Below are 23905 nucleotides of genomic sequence, written 5' to 3' on the forward strand. Positions count from 1 at the left end.
TAAAAATACATTTCAAATCTTAGTATAACACGATTCCCCGTGTATGTATAACAAAATTTGCGGATTCAGGCATTTTGTAGTATACTGATAAAGGCTCAATTTTGAAGAAAGGAAGAATTATGAAGAAAAGGTTAAAAGCATTTTCAAGGACAACCATCGCACTCCTTACCGCTGCCCTGGTCTGTTCCCCGTTTACAAAAGCTTACGCCGATGACACTGTAGACTCTCTCGAAAAGCAGACAAACGGTCTTCAGAACCAGCTCGACTCTCTGAATCAGGACCTCACAAGTCTCAGCGCTGAGATCACAGATCTTGCATCAAAAATTGAGGATACGGATGCTTCCGTACAGAAAGCAGAACTGGATCTTGCCGCCGCAAAACTGGACGAGCAGTTACAGTATGATGCTATGAAGAAAAGAATCAAATATATGTACGAAACAGGAAATACGTCACTCTTGCAGATCATCTTTTCTTCTGAAAGCATGGGAGATTTCTTAAACAAAGCAGAATTTGTCAAGAACATTACAGAATACGACAGAAATATGCTGGATGAATTACAGAAGGTTCACGAGCTTGTCGCTAAAAAGGACTCTGATCTGAAAGCAGAGCAGGCTTCTCTGGCAGAGATGAAAACAAATCTCGACCAACAGGAACAGGAACTGAATGATAAGATTTCCTCTACTTCCGGTGAACTTCAGGCTTCATCCGAAGCACTGGCAAAAGCAAAAGAAGCACAGGCAGCCGCTGCTGCCGCACTTAAGAAAAAACAGGAAGAAGAAGCTGCAGAACAACAACGACAGGCAAAAGCTGCACAGACTGCTGCCAATAATACTTCAAGCAGCTCCGGGAACACGGATTCCGGTAGTTCCGGCGGCAATACAACGATTACAGTTCCGGATACTCCTGCCGAGACCACAGATCTGGTTCTCTTTGCTGCAATTCTGCAGTGTGAAGCTGGCGGTTACAATTATGACGGTATTCTTGCCGTTGCTACAGTCATCATGAACCGTGTAGCGAGTCCGCTGTATCCGAATACAATCAGCGGTGTCGTCTACCAGAGCGGTCAGTTTGCTCCAACCTGGGACGGAAGCTTAAGCCGCGTCTTGCAAAGAGGACCTGTATCCTTATGCTATCAGGTCGCTCAGGAAGCACTCGGCGGAGCACGGCTTGCATCTGTAAGCGGATGTTACCAGTTCCGAAGCGCAAGTACCGGAATGTCCGGGATCAACGTTGGGGGAAATGTATTTTTCTAAATCCTGTCCCAGTGGATGTGCGTTCGATTCATTCACAGGACAGAATGCAAAAAAACGGTATTTACTCATCTTCACGAGTAAATACCGTTTTTTATTTTCTACGCATTATAGTTTGCAAGAAACTGTGCTATCAATTCCACACAACCTTCCACATCTTTTTCATCTGCTACCTCTGCAGGCATGTGCATATAACGAAGCGGGATTGATACCAATACCATCGGTACGCCCTGATTTGAAAAATGAATCTTATCTCCATCCGTATAACTAAGCCTGCTTGCAGCTTCTCTCTGAACTGGAATTCCTACTTTTTTTGCACATTCTTCCATTTTGGCATTTAAAGTTTTTACCACGATCGGACTGTTGCAAAGAACCGGTCCACCCCCCAGAAGAACCGTTCCCATCTCAGCCGGATTCATTCCACTGCAGTCGCTTGTGTAAGTCACATCCACAACAATCGCAAGTGTCGGATTAATCCGTGTACTTGTCCAGAAAGCTCCGGTTTTCGTTGTCTCCTCTCCAGTTGTAGAAGCTCCATAGACACCAACTTTACATCCAAGCTCTTTCGCTCTCTTGATTGCTTCCATAATGATATAAACACCAAGTCTGTCATCCAATGCTCTGGCTGTAAATTTACCATTTGTCATCTTACGAATATGTGTATCCGGAACAATCGGATCTCCCAGACTTACATTCTTTAAAGCATCTTCTCTATCTTTCGCCCCAATATCGATCAGAAAATGCTTTGTTCCCAGATTTTCTTCTTTGAACAAATCACGATATGCTTCGACAACACCGTAAACCTCTCCGTTTTTTGTCTTGATACGCACCTGACGTCCCGGATAAGTTGCCGGAACAATTCCGCCTCTGTCAATCACCTGCAGTCTTCCATCTTCCCGGATGTTCGAAATCATAAGTCCGATTTCATCTGCATGTGCCGAAAGCATGATACGTACATCGTTTTCCGGATTCAGAATACATGTTAGATTTTGCATCTCATCACGGCAAATCTCATCTGTATATTCTTTCATTTCTTCTGTTACAATATCCTGCACCTGCTCCTCATAACCCGATACCGAAATACTGTTAAGAAGGTTATTTAAAAATTTTTCATTCATTCTAGTCATCTTCTTTCTTACTTAGCCGTAACTTTCAGAAGATCTGCAAATGCAGACAGATTATAGGTTCCAAGTCCGCTTGCAACTGCATCCCCGATAGCAGCACAATCCATTCCCCCTGCGATTGCTGCCTGCAGTCCTGCTTTTGCGTCTTCTACAACCAAACACTTATCAACCTGTTCGTCTACATACTCTGCTGCTTTCACAAATACTTCCGGATCCGGCTTTGATTTTGAAATATTATTTCCGTCTGAAATTGCATCGAAATACTCTCCAAGTCCCAACTGCCCGAGAATAAATCTTGCGTTTTTACTGGATGATCCAATCGCCAGTTTATATCCATTCGCACGAAGATCATCCAATGTTTCCTTTACTTCTGCAGACAGATCTGCAGGACTCATATTTTTCAGAAGTTCTTTATAGATATCATTTTTCTTTGTTGTCCAGCATTCTTTCTCTTCTTCGCTCATTTCTCCTTCATAGCGTTCCAGAATAATTTCAAAACTTTCCATACGGCTCACCCCTCTGAGTCGATTATTGATTTCTTCATCAAAATAGATTCCCAGTTCATCTGCAACTGCTTTCCATGCTTGATAATGATATTTATCTGTATGACAGATTACCCCATCCAAATCAAAAATTACTGCATTGTATTTCTTCATCTTTTGCTTCTCCTTCTGTTTCAGACAAGTTAGAAATGATGACAGCGGCTAGGATGATCGCACATCCGATCACCATGCGAAGTGTAATCACTTCATGCAGAATGATGATAGAAAAAATCGTTCCAAATACAGATTCCATTGAAAGTACAATCGCTGCTTTTGTCTCATCTACATACTTCTGGCATGCGGTCTGGAGCAGATAACATACAGTCGTACTGATTACTCCCAGATACAAAACACTTAACCATCCCTGTGTTGTAACCTGAAAATCGTTCTCTCCAAAAATCACAAGACTGACTGCCGATAATACAAATGCTGTGATCATCTGCACCATGTTCAGTACAGATGCCGGATATTTTTTCACAAATTCTCCGGTAAAAAAGATTTGGAACGCAAATCCTACCGCACAGAGAAGTGTAAGACCATCTCCCAGACTCAGTGTAAGATTTCCATTCAAAGAAAGCAGTGCTACTCCAATAACGGACATGATTGCTCCAATGATTCCTTTCATGCCTACTTTCTTCTTCAAAATTATAAATGCAATGAACGGCACTATAACTACATTCAGTGCTGTAAGGAATGCATTTTTGGAAGGTGTTGTATATTGCAGACCGATAATCTGAAGTGCAAATCCTGCAAAAAGTGCAATTCCCATCAGAATACCTGCTTTTATTGCACCTGCACGCTTCTCAAGTTTCCCTTCTTTTTTATGCTGTCCCATGCTGATCATCCCCATCAGCACAGATGCCAACAAAAATCTTACCATCATAATCTGGAAAGGCTTCATGCTTCCCAGTGCCATATCACTTGCGACAAAGCCGCCTCCCCATATGACCGTAACCAGTATAAGTCCTCCGATTGCCAGCCATTTTTTCATCATATATCCTCCCGTCTCTTTTTTAGATTGTTGTTACTTTTCCATTTATTTCAGCTTCTACAGGTTCTCCTGCAAGACGAATGACCTTTGCCTGATTACTTCCATCTGCCGTAATTTCAAGCCATGCCCCTCTATAATGCAGACGGAATGTTAATCCCTGCCATTCCTTTGGCATATTCGGATGAACTTTCAACATACCATCTTCTCTTTGCGCTACACCTGCAAACCCAAATACAATTGTCTGCCATACTCCACCAGTATTTGCCGCATGGATTCCTTCTCTTGTATTTCCCTGCATATTCAACAGGTCAATAAAGGCTGCGCGGCGAAGATACCGATATGCTTTTGAATCATCCCCTACTTTAAGCCCCATAACAGAGAAAATACTCGGACTCAATGAAGAACCATGAAGTGTACGCTTTTCGTAATAAGCGTAGTTTTCTTTAATCGTTTCTTCATCAAATTCATTTCCCATAAGGTGTAACAGCATAACAACATCTGCCTGCTTATTGATCTGTGTCTCTCTTGCTCTTTTTGTCTTAAGTGCATCCGGACGTACTGGCCAGTCATTCTCATCATATTTTTCGATTGTTACATTATCAAGCTCGAAATATCCTTCAAACTGTTCCAGAAGTCTTGTGCCTTCTTTTCTTGGCAGATACATCTTTTCCTGCACTTCTTTCCAGTGTGCAGTTTCCGCCTCTGTAAGTCCTGTCTTTTCGATCAGGATATCATACGCTTCCTGATTCTCTTTCTTGATTGATGCAAGCAGTGAAAGAACATATCCGAGATTCCATCTCGCCAGATAATTGGTATAGAGGTTATTATTAACCGGTTCATGCCATTCATCCGGTCCCGTTACCTGATTGATTTCATAACGATCCTGCTCTTTGTTGTACTCACAACGGCTTGCCCAAAATCTTGCTGTCTCTGTCAGAATCTCCGCTCCTTTGCTGTAAAGGAAATCCATATCCTGCGTGATCTTAACATAATTATAGATTCCATAAGCAACTGCTGCTGTTACATGATGCTCATATACCGCAACATAACATCTATAACAGGTTCCATCCGGCTCAATGGTCCAGTCCGGACACTGCTCTGTACCATCATCTGCTGACTCCCACGGATACTGTGCTCCTTTATATCCATTCTTATGTGCATTTGCACGCGCTGCATCCAGAAGATGGTATCTGTAATTTTCCAGATTCTGTGCAGTCTTCGGAAATACCCATGAGAAAAACGGAAGCATAAAAAGTTCGGTATCCCAGAAAGCATGTCCACCATATTCTTCTCCTGTTAAAAGCTTTGCCCCAACATTCACATGGTCATCATGTTCGTTTCCCGTACTCATCAGATGGAAGATGTTAAAACGGACTGCACGGTTCAATTCATCATCCCCTGTAATCTGAATATCTGCATTTTCCCACATCTTCTTATAAACATCTTCATGCGCTTTCAGTTCCTGATCAAATCCCGTTTCAACAAATCCTTCAATTTCTTTTTCGATTGTTGTATGAAGAGCATAAGCCGGACATTCTCTTTCTGTATACATCGAAACATATTTTACGATTTCTACTTCTTTTCCTTCTTCTACATGGATATCACCAAATTCCACACTCTGCTCACCAAATCTGCTTATCATTCTGTTTCCAAGAATCTGTTTTCCATCTGCATAAGCTTCGATACGGCATCCACAACCTACATGCAGATGATTTTCTCTGGTTGCAACTTCCACATAACATCCATCTGCTGCCAGCTTTTCATTCGCTGTCATATAAGTATGTTTTACCTTAAAGCGTGGTGCATCATAAAAATTAATGATCGTACCATCAATAATACTTTCTACTTCAATAATTCCACTGTAGTTGAGCGGTGTCACATAAAGCCGGATTCCCATCCTGTGTACATTGTTTCTGCTCACAAACCGGATTCCTTCGATCAAAGTCTCTCTTCCTTTTGAGTCCTTCAGACGAACTCTCTTTCCAAGAAAAGCTCCTTTCATATCAAGCACTCTTGAAAATTCCAAAATTTCACAGTCTTCAATTCCAATCAATTCTTTTTCTACATAAAGTCTGATTCCAAGCCAGTTCGGAAGTGTGGAAAGTTCACGCATAAATGTCTCTGACTTGTCAAACACTCCATTGATATAAAGATATGGAAGTGTAATCTTTGTTCCTTCCTCATGACTTCCCCGGATTCCGAGGTAGCCATTGGAAAGTGCAAACAAACTCTCATATTTGAGATTCTCTTTTGCCTCATACTGATCCTGCCAGATGAGCCATTCATCGCTATGTAATCTGTTTCTCAGATTTCCTGAAAACATTTCTCTGCTCATATATGATTGTCTCCTTTATTCTTAATCGATATACTGTTTTCTTGCCTTCCGGATTTCGGTTCCGCATTCTGCTGCCTGCACAGTAAATGCCATTGCAAAATCCTGAAGTTTTACTTTATTTTCTTCCAACTGTTCTTCTCCACAGCTGTTGCTTCCAAGTCCTGACTGGCGATAATCCAGATGGATAATCACATCATCCGCTTTTTCAATTTCAAATGGATGCTGTGCTTTTTCCAGACTTTCATCGGTATAATTAGCAAGGTTCAGACCAAGCTTCTCCTCCATCTTGCATAACAGACCATCTTTTCCATCTCCAATACGGAACCATTTCACCTGTTCATGATGTCCGTTTTCCTGTGGGAATACATAATCTGTCATCATTCCGTCAACTGTATTTTCGTAAATTCCCATAATAGATGCAGCCTTACTGTCTACATAACTCTCACCAGGTCCCATACCATACCACATCGTCTTCTGAAAGTTTTTATTTCCTTTCATAATGACTCCGATACGTGGTAAGAACGCTGGTTCCAGTTTTCCTCTCTGAACAGCTTTTCCCTGAATTTCCACCTTCATCTGTCCACAAGAATAAACCGTATAAGTGTAATCACATTCAAATCCCCAGGACTGGTTATAGCAACTGAAGAATGTTCCGATCCGGACGATCACCTTATCGTCTTCTTTCAGACAGCTGACATATTCTGTCTCTTCTACCGGTTTCTGAATAAAATATTTATTCATCCAGTCCTCTTTCTTGTACATGTCGTTATCGATTGTTGCACGGTATACATTCATTCTCGGTCCTTCAGTCAGATACTCTTTTCCATCTTTTCCAAAAGAAATCAATTTTCCAAATACAGTACTGAATTTTGCTGTCACACGGCTGTTTTCTACAGTAAGCCCCCCCTGTTCTTCTGTTACCTGAAGCTTATCAGCTGTTTCTCTTACCGAAAATCCATCTTTTCGGATCTGCATCGGAATCTGGACTTTCTTGATTTCATACCCTGCTGGTGCATAGTTTCTTTCTTCTTTCTGACATACAGTCAGATTCAGATAATAGTCTGTATTTTCCTGTAATTCAAATGCTGTAATTGGTAGGGCAATGATCTTGCCTTCATGCGGAGCAACCGAAAGTCCTTCAACGGTTCCGTCCTGTATCATCTGATCTTCCGCTTTTACTTCCCAATAAAGTGTTGTCGTATCCAGATTCAGGAAATCATAATAATTCCGGATCTGAATCTTATTCATGCTTCCTTCAACAGCTGTAATTTCTACTGGTGCAATGATCTGTTTGTATTCTTCCATTCCCGGAGACGGTGTTCTGTCCGGCATCAGAATCCCATCGATGCAGAAGTTCCCGTTTGTTGGAAAATCTCCATAATTTCCACCATATTTATAATATTTCTTATCCTTTTCTTCAGTGTAAATTCCATGATCATACCACTCCCAGAGAAATCCACCCTGAAGACGTTTGTACTTGCGATACATATCCTGGTATGCTTTTAATCCTCCAGGACCATTTCCCATCGCATGTCCATATTCACACATTACGTGTGGCTTATCCCCTTTGATCTGATATTCTGCAATCTCTTTGAGACCTTTCAGTCTGGTATACATCGTAGAATATACATCTGTCACTTCTGCCTCAAAATCTCCCTCGTAATGAACCAGTCTGGTATCATCCAACTCACGGATTGCTTCTGCTGCACTACGGAAATTGCATCCGAATGCGGATTCATTTCCCATAGACCACATAATAATCGATGGATGATTTCTATCTCTCTTTACCATACGGACACTACGATCTACGTAAGCATCTTTCCAGGTCTCATCATCTGTGATCCATGTGTAATTTTCTACCCATTCAAATCCATGGCATTCCAGGTCTGCTTCATCGATCACATAAAGTCCATATTCGTCACACAGATCATAAAAATATTCATTTGCCGGATAATGCGAGCAACGAACAGCATTGATATTGTACTGTTTCATCAGACGAATATCTGATTCCATCTGCTCTCTTGTCACTCTTCTTCCTTCTCTTGGATTATAATCATGATGATTGACTCCGTTCAGAAGGATTACCTGATTATTGACACGGAAGTTCTTATCTTTGATCTCGATTTTGCGGAATCCACATCTGACTGTTACTTCCTGGTTTTCTGTCATTACTGTAAATTCATATAACTCAGGTGTCTCGGCTGTCCATGTATGAACTTCCGGGATCTCAGCCTCAATACATATATCTTTTCCTTCCGAAACAAGCTCACCTTCAAGAACAGTCTTTCCTTTATAAGAAAGCTTCCAGCCAAGATTTGTACCAGCCTGTTTCATTGTAATTCCAGCTGTAAAAAAACCATTTTTGTAGCTGTCATCCAATGTCCCATTTACACGAAGATCCAGAACTGCATTCTTTTCCTCATTGATCAGTTCTACATCCCTGTAGATTCCTGATAACCACCACATATCCTGATCTTCCAGATAAGTACCGTCTGACCACTTGTATACACGAACGGTAATGTCATTTTCACCTGTTTTTACAAACCCGGTAATGTCAAATTCTGAAGGCAGTCTGCTGACTTTTCCAAATCCAACATGGTTTCCATTTACCCATACATCAAATGCACTGTCAACACCATGGAATTTCAGAACCGTGTCTTTTTCCATCCACTGTTCATCTAATACAACTGTCTTTTTATAAATTCCAGTTGGATTTTCATCTGGTACATGCGGTGGGTTTACCGGAAATGGATATAACACATCTGTGTAATGCATCTTGTCATACCCTCTAAGCTGCCATACGGACGGAACATCAATCTTATCCCATCCTTCACATGCCCCCGACTGTTCAAATCCTTCCGGCGATAATTCCGGTGCATCAACATATTTAAAAGCCCATTCTCCATTTAAACTGATTTTCTTTTGCGAATCTTTATAAAAAGCCGTTCGTGCTTCTCTTCTCCCAATTCCGGTAATCCGATGGTCTTCCCATCTTTTTACTTTTTTTCTTGCCATAATTTTCTCCTCTCAAGTGGTATCCCATATAAGACAGCAACAGCGGTCAGACAGATACAGTCTGCCTGACCGCTCCATACGCCTGTCTATTTGATAGAACCACTGGTTCCTTCAACAATATATTTCTGCGCGATAATGAAAATAATGATCGGCGGAATAATCATAATAATCGTAATACAAAGCATCGGAATAATCTGTGTACTGTGAACTCCTTTAAATGAAGCAAGTCCAAGTGCCAATGTATATTTGCTTCTGTCCTGTAAGAAAATGAGTGGTCCAAGATAGTCATTCCATACAGTCAGCATATTAAGTACACCGACAAGAATCAATGAAGGTTTCATGATCGGCATGAAAATCTTCCAGTAAATCTGGAACTGATTTGCGCCGTCAATTCGTGCTGCTTCCTCAAAATCCTTCGGGATTCCCATAAGGAACTGTCTCATCAGGAATACATAATAGGCAGATCCGAACCATGCCGGCACGATCAGCGGCTTCAGTGTATTGATCCATCCGAATAAGTTGAATTCCATGTACTGCGGAATCATGGTAACATCCCATGGAATCATCATTGTTGAAAGCAGGATCATAAAGAGGATATTTTTTCCTTTAAAGTTAAATCTTGCAAATCCATAAGCAACCAGTGAACATGAAAGAACCTGTCCGACTGTTGTCAGAACTGTTACAAGAATTGAATTCCAAAGATATGTTCCAAACGGCTGTGATTTCCATGCATTAATAAAGTTCTCAAAATGCCATTCTGCCGGCAGAAGTTTCGGCGGATATGCAATTGCTTCTCCTTCTGTCTTAAATGCAGAAAACAGCATGTAAATAAACGGTGCAAGAAAGTAAATGGCTACCAGTCCGAGTAATATGTAAATTACAATTTTTGATTTTTTAGACATCTTCATTACTTTCTACCCCCTTTTTTCTTTTTTGTTTTCTTTGCTCCGCTGTTTTTAGCTTCTGTCTCATAGAATACCCATGCGGATGATGACTTGAATACCACGGCAGTCAGCAGCAGAATGATGATAAACATTACCCATGCGTTTGCACTGGCATATCCAAGTTTGTGATGTTTGAATGCGTTATTGTATGTATACAGTCCATAGAAGTAGGTAGATTTAAGCGGTCCACCTCCGGTAAGAAGCATAACCAATGTTACCTGTTGGAAAGAACTGATAATTGACGTAATCAGGTTAAATAAAATTGTAGGTGTAATAATCGGAAGCGTAATACTGAAAAATTTTCTTGCAGGACCTGCTCCATCAATAGATGCAGCTTCGTATACATCAACCGGAATATTTTTGATATCTGTGTAGAAGATAAGCATCATCGTTCCAACACCAAACGCACTTGCAATTATAACTGCAAGGAGTGCCCATGCCGGATCAACCAGCCACTTCGGTCCTTTGATTCCCAGAAGAGATAACAGATAATTCAGTACGCCATAATCTCCGTTGAGGATCCATCCCCAGATGATAGAAACCGCTACACCTGAGATAACTGCCGGAATATAGAAAATTGTACGGAATACTTTTACTCCTTTAACCGGCTGTGTGATCAGCATTGCAAGGAACAATGCAATAATCATGTTAAGCGGTACGAAAATTGCCGCATATTTCAAACTGATTATAAGGGATTTCCAGAACTGTTTGTCCTTTGTAAACATATCAATATAGTTTCCAAGTCCCCTGAATGTTGGCGCTGTAGTAAGCGGCCACTCAAAAAAGCTCATGATCAAAGACAGAATCAGGGGACCGATTGTAAATACAAGGAACCCGATAATCCACGGCATAATAAACAAATACGGTGTGGCCGTCTTCAGGAATTTTCTCTGCTTCATTTTTCTTCTCTCCTATTTATCGGCGCCGGAATCATAAATTGTTCCGGCGCCGGTTTGTTTGTATGCTATTACTGTGCGTCTGCTGCTTCTTTTAAAACATCTTTTACATCCATGTATGAGCTTGGATTGAAAATCTGTTCAAATGATAAGCTGAGGTTTTCTGAAATTTCTGACCAGTCTTCAATCAGGAAGCTTGCCGGAGTATGTCCATCACTCTGCTCAAGCATCTCATAGAATGGTGCATATTCTGGTTCATCCATGATACCTTCAGATTCTACAACACTGTTAAGTACCGGAAGTTCCATACCGATTCTTGCTTTGTTGCATTCTTCGCCTGTCCAGTATTTTACAAATTCCCATGCAGCATCTTTATTCTTGCTGTTCTTTGAAATAGAAAGTCCTGAAGAGCTCAGAATACTTACAGAGGTCTTTCCGTCAAAAGAAGGAATTTTTGCCACACCATAATTCATTCCATCCTCATTAAGAGAAGCAATTGACCATGATCCATATACATACATTGCTACTGTACCGGCACGGAATTCATCAGTTCCGTTCTTTTCTGTTGCAATTGCATATCCGTCTTTTTCCATATCCTGGAACATTTTAAATACTTCCTGAGATTCTTTTGAATCAATTTGACCTGCCATCTGTCCGTCTTCGTCACAATATGCAGTTCCATTGCTCCACAGATACATTTCAAAATCATACGGATCTGGTTTCATCTGGAATGCAAAACCTTTCTGACCTGTCTTTTCTTCAATTGTCTTGGCAGCTGCCTGAAGATCCGACCATGTCCAGTCATCTGTAGGTTCTTCTACACCAGCCTGTGCAAAAAGATCTTTGTTATAGAAAAGTGAATGTGTTGTAAATCCCACTGGAATACCATATGTTGTTCCGTCTAATGAGTTGTAATTCCACAGTGTGCTGTAGAAATCATTCTTATAGTCATCGCCTTCTTTGTCGATATACTCATCCAGAGGTTCAAGACCATCTGCATATGCCGGGTAGTTCCACATATACATAACATCCGGTGTATCTCCAGATCCCATACCTGCACTGATCTTTGTATCAAAATCACTTCCGTATGCTTCCAGTGTTACTTCAATGTCATCATGTTCCTCATTAAATTTATCTACAAGTTTCTGCTGAGCATCTACATCATCAGCTACATCCCATGTTGCAAAACGTATTGCTGTCTTTCCGTCACTTGTCTTTCCATTATTACTGTCTTTCTTGTTTCCACAAGCAGTCAGCATCATTGTTCCTGTAAGTGCAAGTACGCACATTACTGCAATTTTCCTCTTCATAAATCATTTCCTCCTTTGATTCACTTATTTTATTTGGTAAAACCACTATACTATTTTACCGGTTAAATGTAAATACTTTTTACCCTATAAATATTTTTTCTCTATTTTACCTATTATTTACACCATATTTTTATATACTTTTCACAATTTTTATCTTGGTAAAACTATATTTTTATTTTAATTAAAGTTGTCTGTTTTTACTTAATTGATTTTAACTCTTTATTTTTAGCTAAAAAATCATAACAAAACAATCTGTCATCACTCAATCTGTATACATAAAGAGACTATAGGACATTCTCCGTTCCATAGCCTCTTACTTTTTTACCTTATTAAAATTTTTTAACACTGTCACGTATATAAAGTTTAGTCGGGATTGAAACTTTTACACAAATCTCTCTTCCATGTATAATTCGCTCTTCCAGAAGTTTTACTGCATATTCTCCCATGAACTCCATGTACAATCTCACCGTAGTAAGTGGAGGAACCATGTATTTCGCAGTTGGGATATCATTAAAGCCAATAATACTGATATCATCCGGTATTTTAAGCCCAAGTTCATATGCCGCCCGATAACTTCCTGCTGCCATCGAATCATTCGCAACAAACAAGGCAGTCGGCAGATTCCCTTCCTCGTAAAACTCTTTCAGAAGTTTGTATCCATATTTTGCATAATAAGCACCAAACTTTGTATATTCCGGGTGATACAGTCCCCGTTTTTTCAAAGCGTTCTGAAAATGCTGTATTCTCGTATCCAGTACTTCATCCCCCTCCTTATCAACTTCTCGACAGCCGATCATCCCTATTTTCGTATGTCCACACCCTACCAGATAGGAAACAATCTCTTCTACTGCCCGTCTATAGTCTACCACAATTGAATCGAATCTCTTTGGGTTTGGATCTGCATCAATAAATATAACCGGGCATTCCCATATCTCTATTGCTTCTACCATTTTTTTTGTGAATGTACCGGTACAGATTACACCATCTAATCCGTTGATCATCTCCGGCGAATCATCCAGTTTCACAATCACCTTTGTATATCCTTCTTCTTCCAGTTTTTTTTCTATAGCAAGCCTGATACAAAGATAATAAGGATCCTGAAGTTCTTCTTCAGGAGAATAAGAATAAAATACACCTATCTTCAGTTTTCGCCTGCGTTTTTTCTGTGCGCGTACTTCGTATTCTAATTCCTCTGCAATTTCAAAAATTCTTTTTTTTGTCTCTTCCTGCGCATTCAAAGTTTCATCATGATTCAACACTCTGGATACTGTCGCTATGGAAACCCCCGCTTTTGCCGCAATGTCCTTAATCGTCGCCATGTCCTTCCCCCATTATTTCTCTTTCTTTTTATTTTCTTTCAATATTGCCTTAATGCATTTTCCCTTGATGACTTTCCTTTGCAATTTATTCAATTCATTATAGCACACATTTCGGAGAAATAAATAGCTTTAGTAAAATTTAACTTTTTTACTGCTCTGTTTTTCAACTTTTACTTTTACCTAGAACTTTATGCGTTGCAAAAAACCAGGCAGTTCACTTTTAAATGTGATTCTGCCCGGTTGTTTATTTCTTAGAATTCATCTGCTACTATTTATTTTCTATACGCAGCTTCATTCCATCTTAATTCATTTTTGAAATCTCTGATCTTTGTATCTTTATCGATATAAACAGCTTCGATTCCCATTTCTTCTGCCCAGTCACCCATCTGTTCCGGTGTCAGGTCATAAGAGAATGCTGTATGGTGAGCTCCACCTGCCAGGATCCAAGCTTCTGCACCTGTTCTGAGGTCTGGCTGTGGTGTCCAGAATGCAGTTGCAACCGGAAGCTTCGGCATCGGTTTTTCTGTCTTCTTGCAGTCTACACTATTGATGATCAGGCGGAATCTGTCGCCAAGATCAACAAGTGATGTTGCGACAGCCGGTCCTTCTTTGGCTGTAAATACAAGACGTGTAGGATCTTCTCTGTCACCCATGCTAAGCGGCTGACACTTGATGCTGATCGGTCCATCTGCGATTGTCGGGCAAACTTCCAGCATATGAGCTTCCAGGATACCTTCTTTTCCAGGTACAAGGTTGTATGTGTAGTCTTCCATGAAGGAAGTTCCCTTTGCATCTTTCTTGCCCTGTGTCATGATCTTCATTACACGAACCATAGCTGCTGTCTTCCAGTCACCTTCCGCACCGAAACCATATCCTTTTTCCATCAGTCTCTGCATTGCAAGTCCCGGAAGCTGCTGAAGTGATCCAAGATCTCCGAAGTGTGTAACAATTGCCTGATAATTGTTTGCTTCAAGGAATCTTTCAAATCCAAGTTCGATCTGAGCCTGAACTGCCACATGTTTTCTGAATTCAGCTTCATCTCTTCCTTCCAGAAGGATCTGATATTTGTCATAGTATTCTTCAACAAGTGCATTTACATCACCCTGTCCAACCTGAGCTACTGCGTCAGCAACTTCATTTACCGGGTAAGCATCAACTTCCCATCCGAATTTAATCTGAGCCTCTACTTTGTCACCTTCTGTTACGGCAACGTTTCTCATGTTGTCAGCTACACGCATAACACGTACATGACTGCTTTCGATGACACCAACTGCTGTACGCATCCAGTCACCGATTCTTTCCTGTGTTTCTTTGTCTTCCCAGTAACCCATGATGACTTTACGGTTCTTATGAAGGCGTGTGAAAATATGTCCGAATTCACGGTCACCATGAGCTGCCTGATTCTCATTCATGAAGTCCATATCGATGGTGTCGTATGGGATTTCACGGTTGAACTGTGTATGAAGGTGAAGTAATGGTTTTCTCAGTTCTTTTAATCCGAGAATCCATGATTTTGCCGGTGAAAATGTATGGCACCATGTAATAACACCTGCACAGTTTTCATCTGTATTTGCTTCGTTGAAGGTTCTTCTGATTACTTCATTTGTGATCAGGGTTGGTTTCCAGACTACTTCGTATGGAAGAATTCCTGATTCATTGAGGGCTTTTACGATGATCTGTGAATGTTCTGCTACGTGTGCGAGGCATTCATCTCCGTATAAATCCTGTGATCCTGTGCAAAACCAAAATTTGTAATCTTTCTGTACTAACATGTTTTTATTCTCCTTTTTGTTTAATTGATTTACTCTATCTTCCTAATACAAGTTCGGTCTTACTAAGCTCGCAGTCGCATACGCTCCCGCTCGCTAAGTACGCCGAACAGGCAACGCACTAAATTCATGTGTCGCCTACGGCTCGCATTCATTAAGTGCTTTAGCCTTGTCCATAGTACGCGTCTTTACCGTGTTTTCTGTAGTAGTGTTTATCCTGTAATTCCTGTGGGGCAGGTTTTACGTCTGGATTGATCATTTCGCAGCGAGCTGCCATTTTAGCTACTTCTTCGAGTACGACTGCATTATGTACTGCATTGTGTGGATCGGTTCCCCAGGTGAATGGTCCGTGGTTCTTGCAGAGTACTGCAGGCATTGCCATGTATTCTGTACCTTTGAAATGTTCCACAATGAGAACTCCTGTATTCTTCTCATATGCTTCGTCGATTTCTTCTTTTGTCAGATTGCGGACACATGGGATCTCACCGTACATATAGTCGGCATGTGTGGTTCCGTAGCAAGGGATTCCTCTTCCTGCCTGTGCCCAACTGGTTGCCCATGGGGAATGTGTATGGACGATACCACCCATATCCGGGAACGCTTTGTAGAGTTCCAGATGTGTTGCCGTATCAGAAGACGGATTTAAGTTGCCTTCCACGCGGTTTCCTTCCAGGTCTACAACAACCATGTCATCTGCTGTCATTTTGTCATAATCCACACCGCTCGGTTTGATCACAACAAGCCCGCTTTCGCGGTCGATTCCGCTGACATTGCCCCAGGTAAATGTGACAAGTCCATACTTAGGCAGAAGCATATTGGCTTCATAAACCTCTTTTTTCAGTTCTTCTAACATTGCTTTAGCCTCCTACTGTGTTTATGTAAAATATTTCGGGTTCTATTTCATAGTCTCTGTTGCAGCTTTCATGATCGGAAGCGTCTTCTTGAAGCGTTCGATAAATGTATTGTATCCTTCTACATCCTTCGGATCCGGATCCATCTTTGTACCCTTCTGTCCTGCAAATACTTTTGCATCCAGATAATCATCCAGGGCTTCGTCTTCTGCCTTGTTGTTCATGTAAGATGCAAGAAGTGCGATTCCCCATGCTCCGCCTTCTCCGGCTGTCTCCATAACAGATACCGGTGTGTCAAGTGCTGCTGCCAGGATGCTCTGTCCAACGCCTTTTGTCTTAAAGAGTCCACCGTGTCCGAGAATCTCATCAACGGCTACCTTCTCTTCTTTCAGAAGAATGTCCATTCCGACTTTCAGGACTTCCAGAGATGCATATAAGTTTGCTCTCATGAAGTTTGCAAGATTGAATTTGCTGTCTGGCATACGAACAAATAACGGACGTCCTTCATCAAATCCAACAACCGGTTCTCCTGCGAAGAAGTTATAAGACATCAGACCGCCACAGTCTGCATCACCTTCCAGAGCTTTGTTGTAAAGAGTTCCGAACAGATCGTTCATATCGACTTTCATACCGAATGCTTCTGCAAATTCTTTGAAAATATTTACCCATGCATTCAGATCTGAAGTACAGTTGTTGCAGTGAACCATTGCCACGGCATCTCCTGCAGGTGTTGTTACCATATCGATCTCTTCATGTACTTTCTCAAGTGCTTTTTCAAGAACAACCATTGCAAATACACTGGTTCCTGCTGATACATTACCGGTGCGGATTCTGACGCTATTCGTAGCTGCCATACCGGTTCCTGCATCACCTTCCGGAGGGCATACCGGAATGCCTGCCTGAAGCTTTCCTGTTGGGTCCAGAAGCTTTGCACCTTCTTCGGTAAGTGTTCCTGCCTTTTCACCTGCAACCAAGACTTTTGGAAGGATATCTTCTACTTTCCAAGGATATCCTTTCGGTGCAACCAGTTCATCGAACTTGGCAAGCATCTCTTTATTCCAGTTACGTGTTGTGCTGTCGATCGGGAACATTCCGGATGCGTCACCAACGCCAAGGACTTTCTCTCCTGTCAGTTTCCAGTGTACATAACCTGCAAGCGTTGTAATAAAATCAATATCCTTTACATGCTCTTCTTTGTTCAGAATTGCCTGATACAGATGTGCTCCGCTCCATCTCTGTGGCATATTGAAACGGAATAATTCTGTCAGTTCTTTTGCTGCCTGCTCTGTCATTGTATTTCTCCATGTACGGAACGGTACAAGCTGTTCTCCTGCTTTGTCAAATACCATATATCCATGCATCATGGCACTGAATCCAAGTGCTCCGACAGTAGTAAGCTCTACGTCATACTGCTTCTTCACATCTACAGCAAGATCTCTGTAGCAGTCCTGAAGACCTGTCCAGATATCCTCTAACGTGTAAGTCCAGACACCGTTGTCAAGACGGTTCTCCCATTCATGGCTTCCCGAAGCAATCGGTGCATTATCTTCTCCTACCAGAACTGCTTTGATTCGTGTGGAACCAAACTCGATTCCAAGGGAAGTCTTTCCCGCTTCGATCATACTTTTTACATCACTCATTTTTTCTTTACCTTTCCTTTCATAAAATATATTTGATTTGATAAATATTTCTATTTGATGATTTTTACAGAACTCCGGTTGATAATCTCCGGTTTCAGTTCCACACTGTCCGGCACTTCTTTCTCCTGCATAAGATCAAGGATCTCTTCTGCTGCCTTCTTCGCTAGCTCCCGGATCGGATTCTTCACAGAAGCAAGCGGTACTTCGCAATAATTTGCCAGATCAGAATCATCGATTCCAATGATCGACATCTTGTCCGGCACTTTGATCTTCTGTTCCAGACATGTCGCCGCAAGGTTGCTCGCAACCTCATCGTTGTAGCATACACATGCCGTACATCCCTGAATCCTTCTTAAAATCCAGCTGCTCTCCTCACGCATATTGCGATTGCGCACATCTTCGGTATCAATCCAGACAATCCGTTTATCTTCGATCCTGATATCTGCTTCCATTAAAGCTTCGATATAACCGGCATACCTTCTGTGTCCCTGCCCGTCATCTGCCTTGAAAATTGCTGCGATCTCACGGTGTCCGCACTGGATCAGATATTTCGTCGCCATCTTCCCTGCTATCTTGTCATCAAGACTTACATGCGGCGCTTTCAGTTCCGGATAATAGCTGTTGATAAAGATCACCGGGATTCCCTGCTCCATGATCTGCCTGTACAGATTGAGATTTGGATTAGGAAGGCCACTCTTTGTCGGTTCCGCTATAATTCCATCCACTCTTTTCTTATCCAGAATGCTTTTCAATATAAAACGTTCTTTGTCTACAGAATTGTTGGTGATGGAAATCTGGATTCCATATCCGGCGCGTGACATCTTGTTCTCGATTTCCTGAATAATACCAGAAAAAATATATTCCTGAACAAAAGTTGTCATCACTGCGATCTGCATCGTTTTTTTTCGTCTGACCCCGATGATGCCACTTTCCTTTATATAAGTCCCACTTCCACGGCGTTTCTCGATCATACCTTCTTTTTCCAGAACAGCGATCGCATGTCTGACGGTCTGACGGCTTACCCCAAACCGGTCACAAAGCTGGTATTCCGACTCTATCCGCTCTCCCGGCTGCAGTTTTTCCGCTTCAATCTGTTCTCGAATCCATCTTACAATTCCTTCATATTTTGCTGATGTTTCTTTCACTTTTTTCTTCTTTTCCACCTGATTTACGTACAAATCCCCTGCTCTCCTTACCTCTAATATACCTTAAGAAACACCTGATTTTCAACCCGTAATATGTTACAAATTATCGTACAACTTTTGTATATTTTTGCTAAGTTGTATTTATTATATGTGTACAACTTGAATACATATTTGTTTTTCATCGAGGTCCTAACTTGTATTCTTCTTTTTGTATCTTTTGTGCACTTCTTATAAAACATCAAATAATATGGTATTGTTTTTTGATGCCACCAAAACAAGTATAACAAGCTTTTTTCGATTCACGTACTTCTGTAACCTCTTCCCTTCACCAAATGCAGAACCTTGTGCAAGCGCCAATCTGCACTTGGCTCACCATATACACAACAAGAGCAGATAAAAGCTTTTTCATTGCCTTTATCTGCTCTTGTTGTTTTTCATCCGCGCTATTGATTTTCTTCGATCGCCATAATCATATCTACACGATCCTGGTGACGTCCCCCAAGGAACTCTGCACCAAGAAATGTATCAAGGATCATCTTTGCCATCTCGATTCCAATTACTCTTGCACCGAACGCAATCACATTTGCATTATTATGTTCTCTTGCCATCTTTGCCGTATATGGTTCAGAACACACCGCTGCGCGGACACCGTGAACCTTATTGGCTGCCATGGAAATTCCAAGACCGGTTCCACAGATTGCAACTCCGAGATCCACTTCTCCGTCTGCAACTGCTTTTCCAATCTTTTCCCCATATTTCGGATAAGGACAGCTCTCATAAGAATCAGTTCCGTAATTGACAACTTCATATCCTTTTTCCACAAGATACTCTACCACCTGCTTTTTCATATCCACTGCAGAATGGTCATTCGCAATCCCTATTTTCATATCTCATCTTCCTCCTTCCCCTTTATACTCAATACTTACAAAAAGAACACCGGATGTACGATATGAACATCCGGTGTTTAAATCCTACTTTTTTATTATAGGCAATTAAAAAGTTTCCGTCAATACCCGTCGTTTTCTCTTTTCGCCTGTAATGTTTCAAGTACTGTTCTTTCTTTAGTTTTTCTTCTTCAGGCTTGCAAATACAGACTGCAGAACGATGAAGAAGCAGAGGAGTGCGGAAAGTACGATTCGTACCCACCAGCTTGAAAGTGTTCCCTGTGTAGTGATCAGACTTGAAATCGTTCCTTTAATCAGTACACCGAACAGGGTTCCGAATGGAGTTCCGACACCACCACTAAGTAGTGTACCCCCGATAACGGCTGCTGAAATCGCATCCATCTCAAGACCTTTTGCCTGTTCTACGAATCCGGCACAGCTGTTCATACAGAAAAGGAATCCGCCGAGTCCTGCAAGAAAGCCGTCCAGAAGGTATGCAGCCATTTTTGTTCTCTTAACATTCAGTCCCATCATAAGTGCACTCTGTTCATTTCCACCAATCGCATATACAGAACGTCCGAATTTTGTATACTTCATAACGATTATGATTACGATCAGAACGATGATTGCAATGATAACTGTCGGATAAATATATGCCGGGAGGAATTTTCCCCTCTTACTGTAAGAACCAAACGGCATGTAAATTTTGTATTTAGCCCATGCCATGAAAGTTGCATTTTTGATAGAAATCATATCTGTACTGATGATTGATGTCATACCACGTCCAAAGAACATACCTGCCAGTGTAACAATGAATGGCTGGATCTCCAGATAAGATACCAGGAATCCCTGAACCAGACCAAAGAGAAGTCCGATCACCAGTGCCATAAGAAGTGCGGTATAAGCGCTTGCACCGTGATTTTCCATCTGGTTTGCAGCAACCATACATACAAGTGCTGTAACAGAACCAACTGAGATATCGATTCCAGCTGTGATCATAACGATCGTTTCGCCCATCGCGATAACCAGAAGACCTGCATTGGAAATGAACAGATTCAGGAACATCTGCGGTTTTGCAAAACCTTTGTCGTTAAATACGATCATACCCGCTGCGTACATTACAACAAACAGTAAAATTGTAATCATAAGGAGGAATGTCGTTCCGTTAATTTTCTTTTTTGTTCCGGATACTTTTGCTTTCATTAGTTAGCTCCTCCTTTCACTGCAGCCTTTGATGTTCTTTTTTCTTTCTGCACTGCAATAAATTTCTTGAATACCGGGCTCTGAAGGACAACGATGACTACAACAACGATTGCCTTGTAGACCGGAAGCTGATCGGCTGATACATTCAATCCGTAAAGAACAGTTGTAAGTGCCTGGATTGTATAAGCTCCGATCACAGATCCCATCAGGCTGAACTTACCACCACCAAGGGCATTTCCACCAAGGGCAACTGCAAGGATGGCATCCATTTCAAGGTTCAGACCAATGTTGTTGGCATCTGCTGAGTAGATACGGCTGGAAGCCACAAATCCTGCAACACCTGCAAGTACACCACAGATCAGGTAAGTAAGGAACTTGATCATGGTTGAATTAAGTCCGACCAGTCTGGATGCGGTTCCGTTAATACCAACGCTCTCGATATAAAGTCCAAGAGCTGTCTTTTTCAAAATAACATATGCAATGATAACTACGATAATTGCAATTACAACTGGCATCGGAATCGGGAATTTTCCGACATAGCTTCCGAATACCTGATAAGATTTCACACGGATATATGTAATCTGTCCGTCTGTGATCAGCTGGGCGATACCACGTCCTGCTGTGTAAAGGATCAATGTCGCAACCATCGGCTGAATATTCAGCTTTGCAACCAGAAATCCGTTAAATGCACCGCAGATTCCTGAAGCAACCAGTGCTGCAAGAAATGCAACGATAATCGGTGCTGACAGAGAGTTTACAGATACTTCCCCACCGGAAAGGATCTGGCAGCATACGGCTCCTGCGACTGCCATAACAGCTCCGACACTGATGTCCTGTCCTCCGGAAGCTGCTGTAACAAGTGTCATACCAACTGACAAAATAACCAGCTCGGATGCACGGTTGATCACATCGACCGGATATCCGTATGGAACTCCATTCTTAAGAGACATGCTTAAGAAGCCCGGAATTGTAATTGTAGCTACGATAATGATTGCAAGCAGACACACCAGTGGCATGAAAAGCCTCATAGAGGTAAGCTTTTTCCATGTTGATTTATTTGTGCTCATTACTCTTCACCTCCTGCGATTGCTTTCATGATACCTTCCTGTGATAATTCATCACCGGAAATTTCTCCAACCTTCTTACCGTCTCGCATAACTGCCATACGTGAACAGGTACGGAGCATTTCTTCTACTTCTGAAGAAATAAATGCAACCGCCATTCCCTGATCTGCAAGATCAAGTACCAGTTTCTGGATCTCTGTCTTGGTTCCGATATCAATACCTCTTGTAGGTTCATCCAGGATCAGGAAATCCGGATTGGTAAGAAGCCATCTACCAATGATAACCTTCTGCTGGTTACCACCTGACAGACTCTTGATCGGAGTTTCACGGCTTGCTGTCTTAATCTGAAGCATCTTAATATATTTATCTGCTGCTTCATCCATTTCTTTTCTGCTCATTGGATGGAACATACCTTTTTTCGCCTGAAGTGCGATAATAATATTTTCACGGACAGACAGATCTGCGATGATACCATCTTTCTTTCTGTCTTCCGGAAGATATGCCATACCAAGCTTCATTGCATCGATCGGAGCATGAATCTTCACTTCTTTTCCGTTAACTTTCAGTTTACCGGAATCTGCTTTATCAGCTCCATAAATTGCACGGACAAGTTCCGAACGTCCGGATCCAAGAAGTCCTGTAAATCCGACAACCTCACCTTTGTTGATCGTCATATCAAACGGTTTGATCGTTCCTTTATGGCTAAGTCCTTCTGCCTCGATAACCGGGATGAATTCTTTGAGTTCTGCATGATCTCCCTTGATATCTGCAAGATCATCAAAGTCTTTACCCATCATCTTGGCAACAAGCATAACTCTTGGCAGATCTTTGACTTCGTATTCGCCAACCAGTTCCCCATTTCGTAAAACTGTGATTCTGTCACAGACCTCATATACCTGTTCCAGGAAGTGTGTTACGAAAATAATACCTACACCTTCATCTTTCAGTCTGTTCATCAGTTTGAACAGTTTTGCAACCTCATCATCGTCCAGAGATGAAGTTGGCTCATCAAGGATCAGAACCTTACATTTCATATCAACTGCACGTGCGATTGCGATCATCTGCTGTCTTGCCAGAGAAACCTCTTCCAGCTTCTGGGTAGCTGAAGCATCAATTTCAAGACTCTTAAGCAATTCTGTTGCACGTTTGTTCATTGTACGCCAGTCAATAAATCCTGCTTTTCTTGGTTCGCGTCCAATAAACAGATTTTCTGCCACCGTCAGGTTCGGGCAAAGGTTAACTTCCTGATATACAGTACTGATACCATTGTTCTGTGCGTCCTGAGGTGATTTATTAATAATCGGACCGTCTTTTCCATCCAGACGGATCTCGCCATTTTCAAATTCATGTACACCGGTAAGAACCTTGATCAGTGTAGATTTACCTGCACCGTTCTCACCCATCAGAGCGTGAATTTCGCCCTTGCGAAGTGTAAAATCAACATGCTGCAATGCTTTTACACCGGGAAATGTCTTGGAAATATCCCGCATTGTAAGTACAACATTACCCTCCATACTCTTCCACCTGCTTTCCTTTTTTCAATAAAGAGGGCGTAGTATAAATATCCGGCACATTCCGATTATTATCTACCACGCCTCTCTATTCATTCACCCTTATGTGTCT

Annotated in this window: 18 protein-coding genes; 1 reads left to right on the forward strand and 17 read right to left on the reverse strand. The window is 41.6% G+C overall.

All coding sequences use genetic code 11. The features are described from left to right. The first annotated feature begins 119 nt into the window (after nt 1-119). The gene (locus tag PGY05_RS11400; protein WP_195367885.1) at nt 120-1253 is read left to right on the forward strand and encodes a cell wall hydrolase; all 1134 of its coding nucleotides are present in this window, start codon (nt 120-122) and stop codon (nt 1251-1253) included. 98 nt (nt 1254-1351) lie between these two features. On the opposite strand, the gene PGY05_RS11405 is transcribed toward PGY05_RS11400, so the two are convergent. The 17 genes from PGY05_RS11405 to PGY05_RS11485 all read right to left on the reverse strand — a co-directional run bounded on the left by PGY05_RS11405 (nt 1352) and on the right by PGY05_RS11485 (nt 23796). After that, the gene (locus PGY05_RS11405; RefSeq protein ID WP_195367884.1) at nt 1352-2368 is read right to left on the reverse strand and encodes a M20/M25/M40 family metallo-hydrolase; all 1017 of its coding nucleotides are present in this window, start codon (nt 2366-2368) and stop codon (nt 1352-1354) included. A gap of 17 nt (nt 2369-2385) precedes the next feature. Beyond that, nucleotides 2386-3030 (reverse strand): beta-phosphoglucomutase, encoded by a 645-nt coding sequence (gene pgmB / locus PGY05_RS11410; RefSeq protein WP_008372621.1) that lies wholly within the window; start codon nt 3028-3030, stop codon nt 2386-2388. Next, nucleotides 3002-3907, reverse strand: coding sequence for a DMT family transporter (locus tag PGY05_RS11415; protein WP_055157774.1), 906 nt, complete (start codon nt 3905-3907; stop codon nt 3002-3004). The genes pgmB and PGY05_RS11415 overlap by 29 nt, the downstream gene beginning before the upstream one ends. Nucleotides 3908-3929: 22 nt before the next feature. Continuing rightward, nucleotides 3930-6242 (reverse strand): glycoside hydrolase family 65 protein, encoded by a 2313-nt coding sequence (locus PGY05_RS11420; RefSeq protein ID WP_055157776.1) that lies wholly within the window; start codon nt 6240-6242, stop codon nt 3930-3932. Between the two features lie 21 nt (nt 6243-6263). Beyond that, nucleotides 6264-9257 carry a glycoside hydrolase family 2 TIM barrel-domain containing protein gene (locus tag PGY05_RS11425; protein ID WP_008372613.1) on the reverse strand — a complete coding sequence of 998 codons (2994 nt, stop codon included), beginning with the start codon at nt 9255-9257 and terminating at the stop codon, nt 6264-6266. Between the two features lie 86 nt (nt 9258-9343). Continuing rightward, the gene (locus PGY05_RS11430) at nt 9344-10165 is read right to left on the reverse strand and encodes a carbohydrate ABC transporter permease (RefSeq protein WP_022220172.1); all 822 of its coding nucleotides are present in this window, start codon (nt 10163-10165) and stop codon (nt 9344-9346) included. Further along, nucleotides 10165-11100, reverse strand: a complete 936-nt coding sequence (locus PGY05_RS11435) for a carbohydrate ABC transporter permease (RefSeq protein WP_022220173.1) — start codon at nt 11098-11100, stop codon at nt 10165-10167. The genes PGY05_RS11430 and PGY05_RS11435 overlap by 1 nt, the downstream gene beginning before the upstream one ends. 68 nt (nt 11101-11168) lie before the next feature. Continuing rightward, nucleotides 11169-12407 (reverse strand): ABC transporter substrate-binding protein, encoded by a 1239-nt coding sequence (locus PGY05_RS11440; RefSeq protein ID WP_270475952.1) that lies wholly within the window; start codon nt 12405-12407, stop codon nt 11169-11171. Nucleotides 12408-12736: 329 nt separating this feature from the next. Further along, nucleotides 12737-13726 (reverse strand): LacI family DNA-binding transcriptional regulator, encoded by a 990-nt coding sequence (locus PGY05_RS11445; protein WP_008372602.1) that lies wholly within the window; start codon nt 13724-13726, stop codon nt 12737-12739. Between the two features lie 272 nt (nt 13727-13998). Beyond that, nucleotides 13999-15498, reverse strand: coding sequence for an L-arabinose isomerase (gene araA, locus PGY05_RS11450; RefSeq protein ID WP_022220176.1), 1500 nt, complete (start codon nt 15496-15498; stop codon nt 13999-14001). A gap of 160 nt (nt 15499-15658) precedes the next feature. Further along, on the reverse strand, nt 15659-16348 hold the full coding sequence (gene araD / locus PGY05_RS11455; protein ID WP_022220177.1) for an L-ribulose-5-phosphate 4-epimerase: 690 nt from the start codon (nt 16346-16348) through the stop codon (nt 15659-15661). Nucleotides 16349-16390: 42 nt separating this feature from the next. Beyond that, the gene (locus PGY05_RS11460) at nt 16391-17986 is read right to left on the reverse strand and encodes a xylulokinase (RefSeq protein WP_055297547.1); all 1596 of its coding nucleotides are present in this window, start codon (nt 17984-17986) and stop codon (nt 16391-16393) included. 50 nt (nt 17987-18036) lie between these two features. Then, a complete protein-coding gene (locus PGY05_RS11465) occupies nt 18037-19164 on the reverse strand; it encodes a GntR family transcriptional regulator (protein WP_022220179.1) in 1128 nt (375 codons plus the stop codon). 410 nt (nt 19165-19574) lie between these two features. After that, entirely contained in the window at nt 19575-20018 is a 444-nt protein-coding gene (rpiB, locus tag PGY05_RS11470; protein WP_022220180.1) for a ribose 5-phosphate isomerase B, read from the reverse strand. 174 nt (nt 20019-20192) lie between these two features. Next, a complete protein-coding gene (locus tag PGY05_RS11475) occupies nt 20193-21218 on the reverse strand; it encodes an ABC transporter permease subunit (RefSeq protein ID WP_008372592.1) in 1026 nt (341 codons plus the stop codon). Further along, nucleotides 21218-22285 (reverse strand): ABC transporter permease, encoded by a 1068-nt coding sequence (locus PGY05_RS11480; protein WP_008372590.1) that lies wholly within the window; start codon nt 22283-22285, stop codon nt 21218-21220. Before PGY05_RS11480 ends, PGY05_RS11475 begins: the two co-directional genes overlap by 1 nt. Continuing rightward, complete coding sequence (locus PGY05_RS11485; RefSeq protein WP_117823726.1) at nt 22285-23796, reverse strand: sugar ABC transporter ATP-binding protein; 1512 nt, start codon at nt 23794-23796, stop codon at nt 22285-22287. Before PGY05_RS11485 ends, PGY05_RS11480 begins: the two co-directional genes overlap by 1 nt. Between the last annotated feature and the right edge of the window lie 109 nt (nt 23797-23905).

It is taken from the genome of Coprococcus sp. AF51-11b1 (genome assembly GCF_027682785.1).
In the GTDB taxonomy this organism is placed as follows: Bacteria; Bacillota; Clostridia; order Lachnospirales; family Lachnospiraceae; genus Allocoprococcus; species Allocoprococcus comes.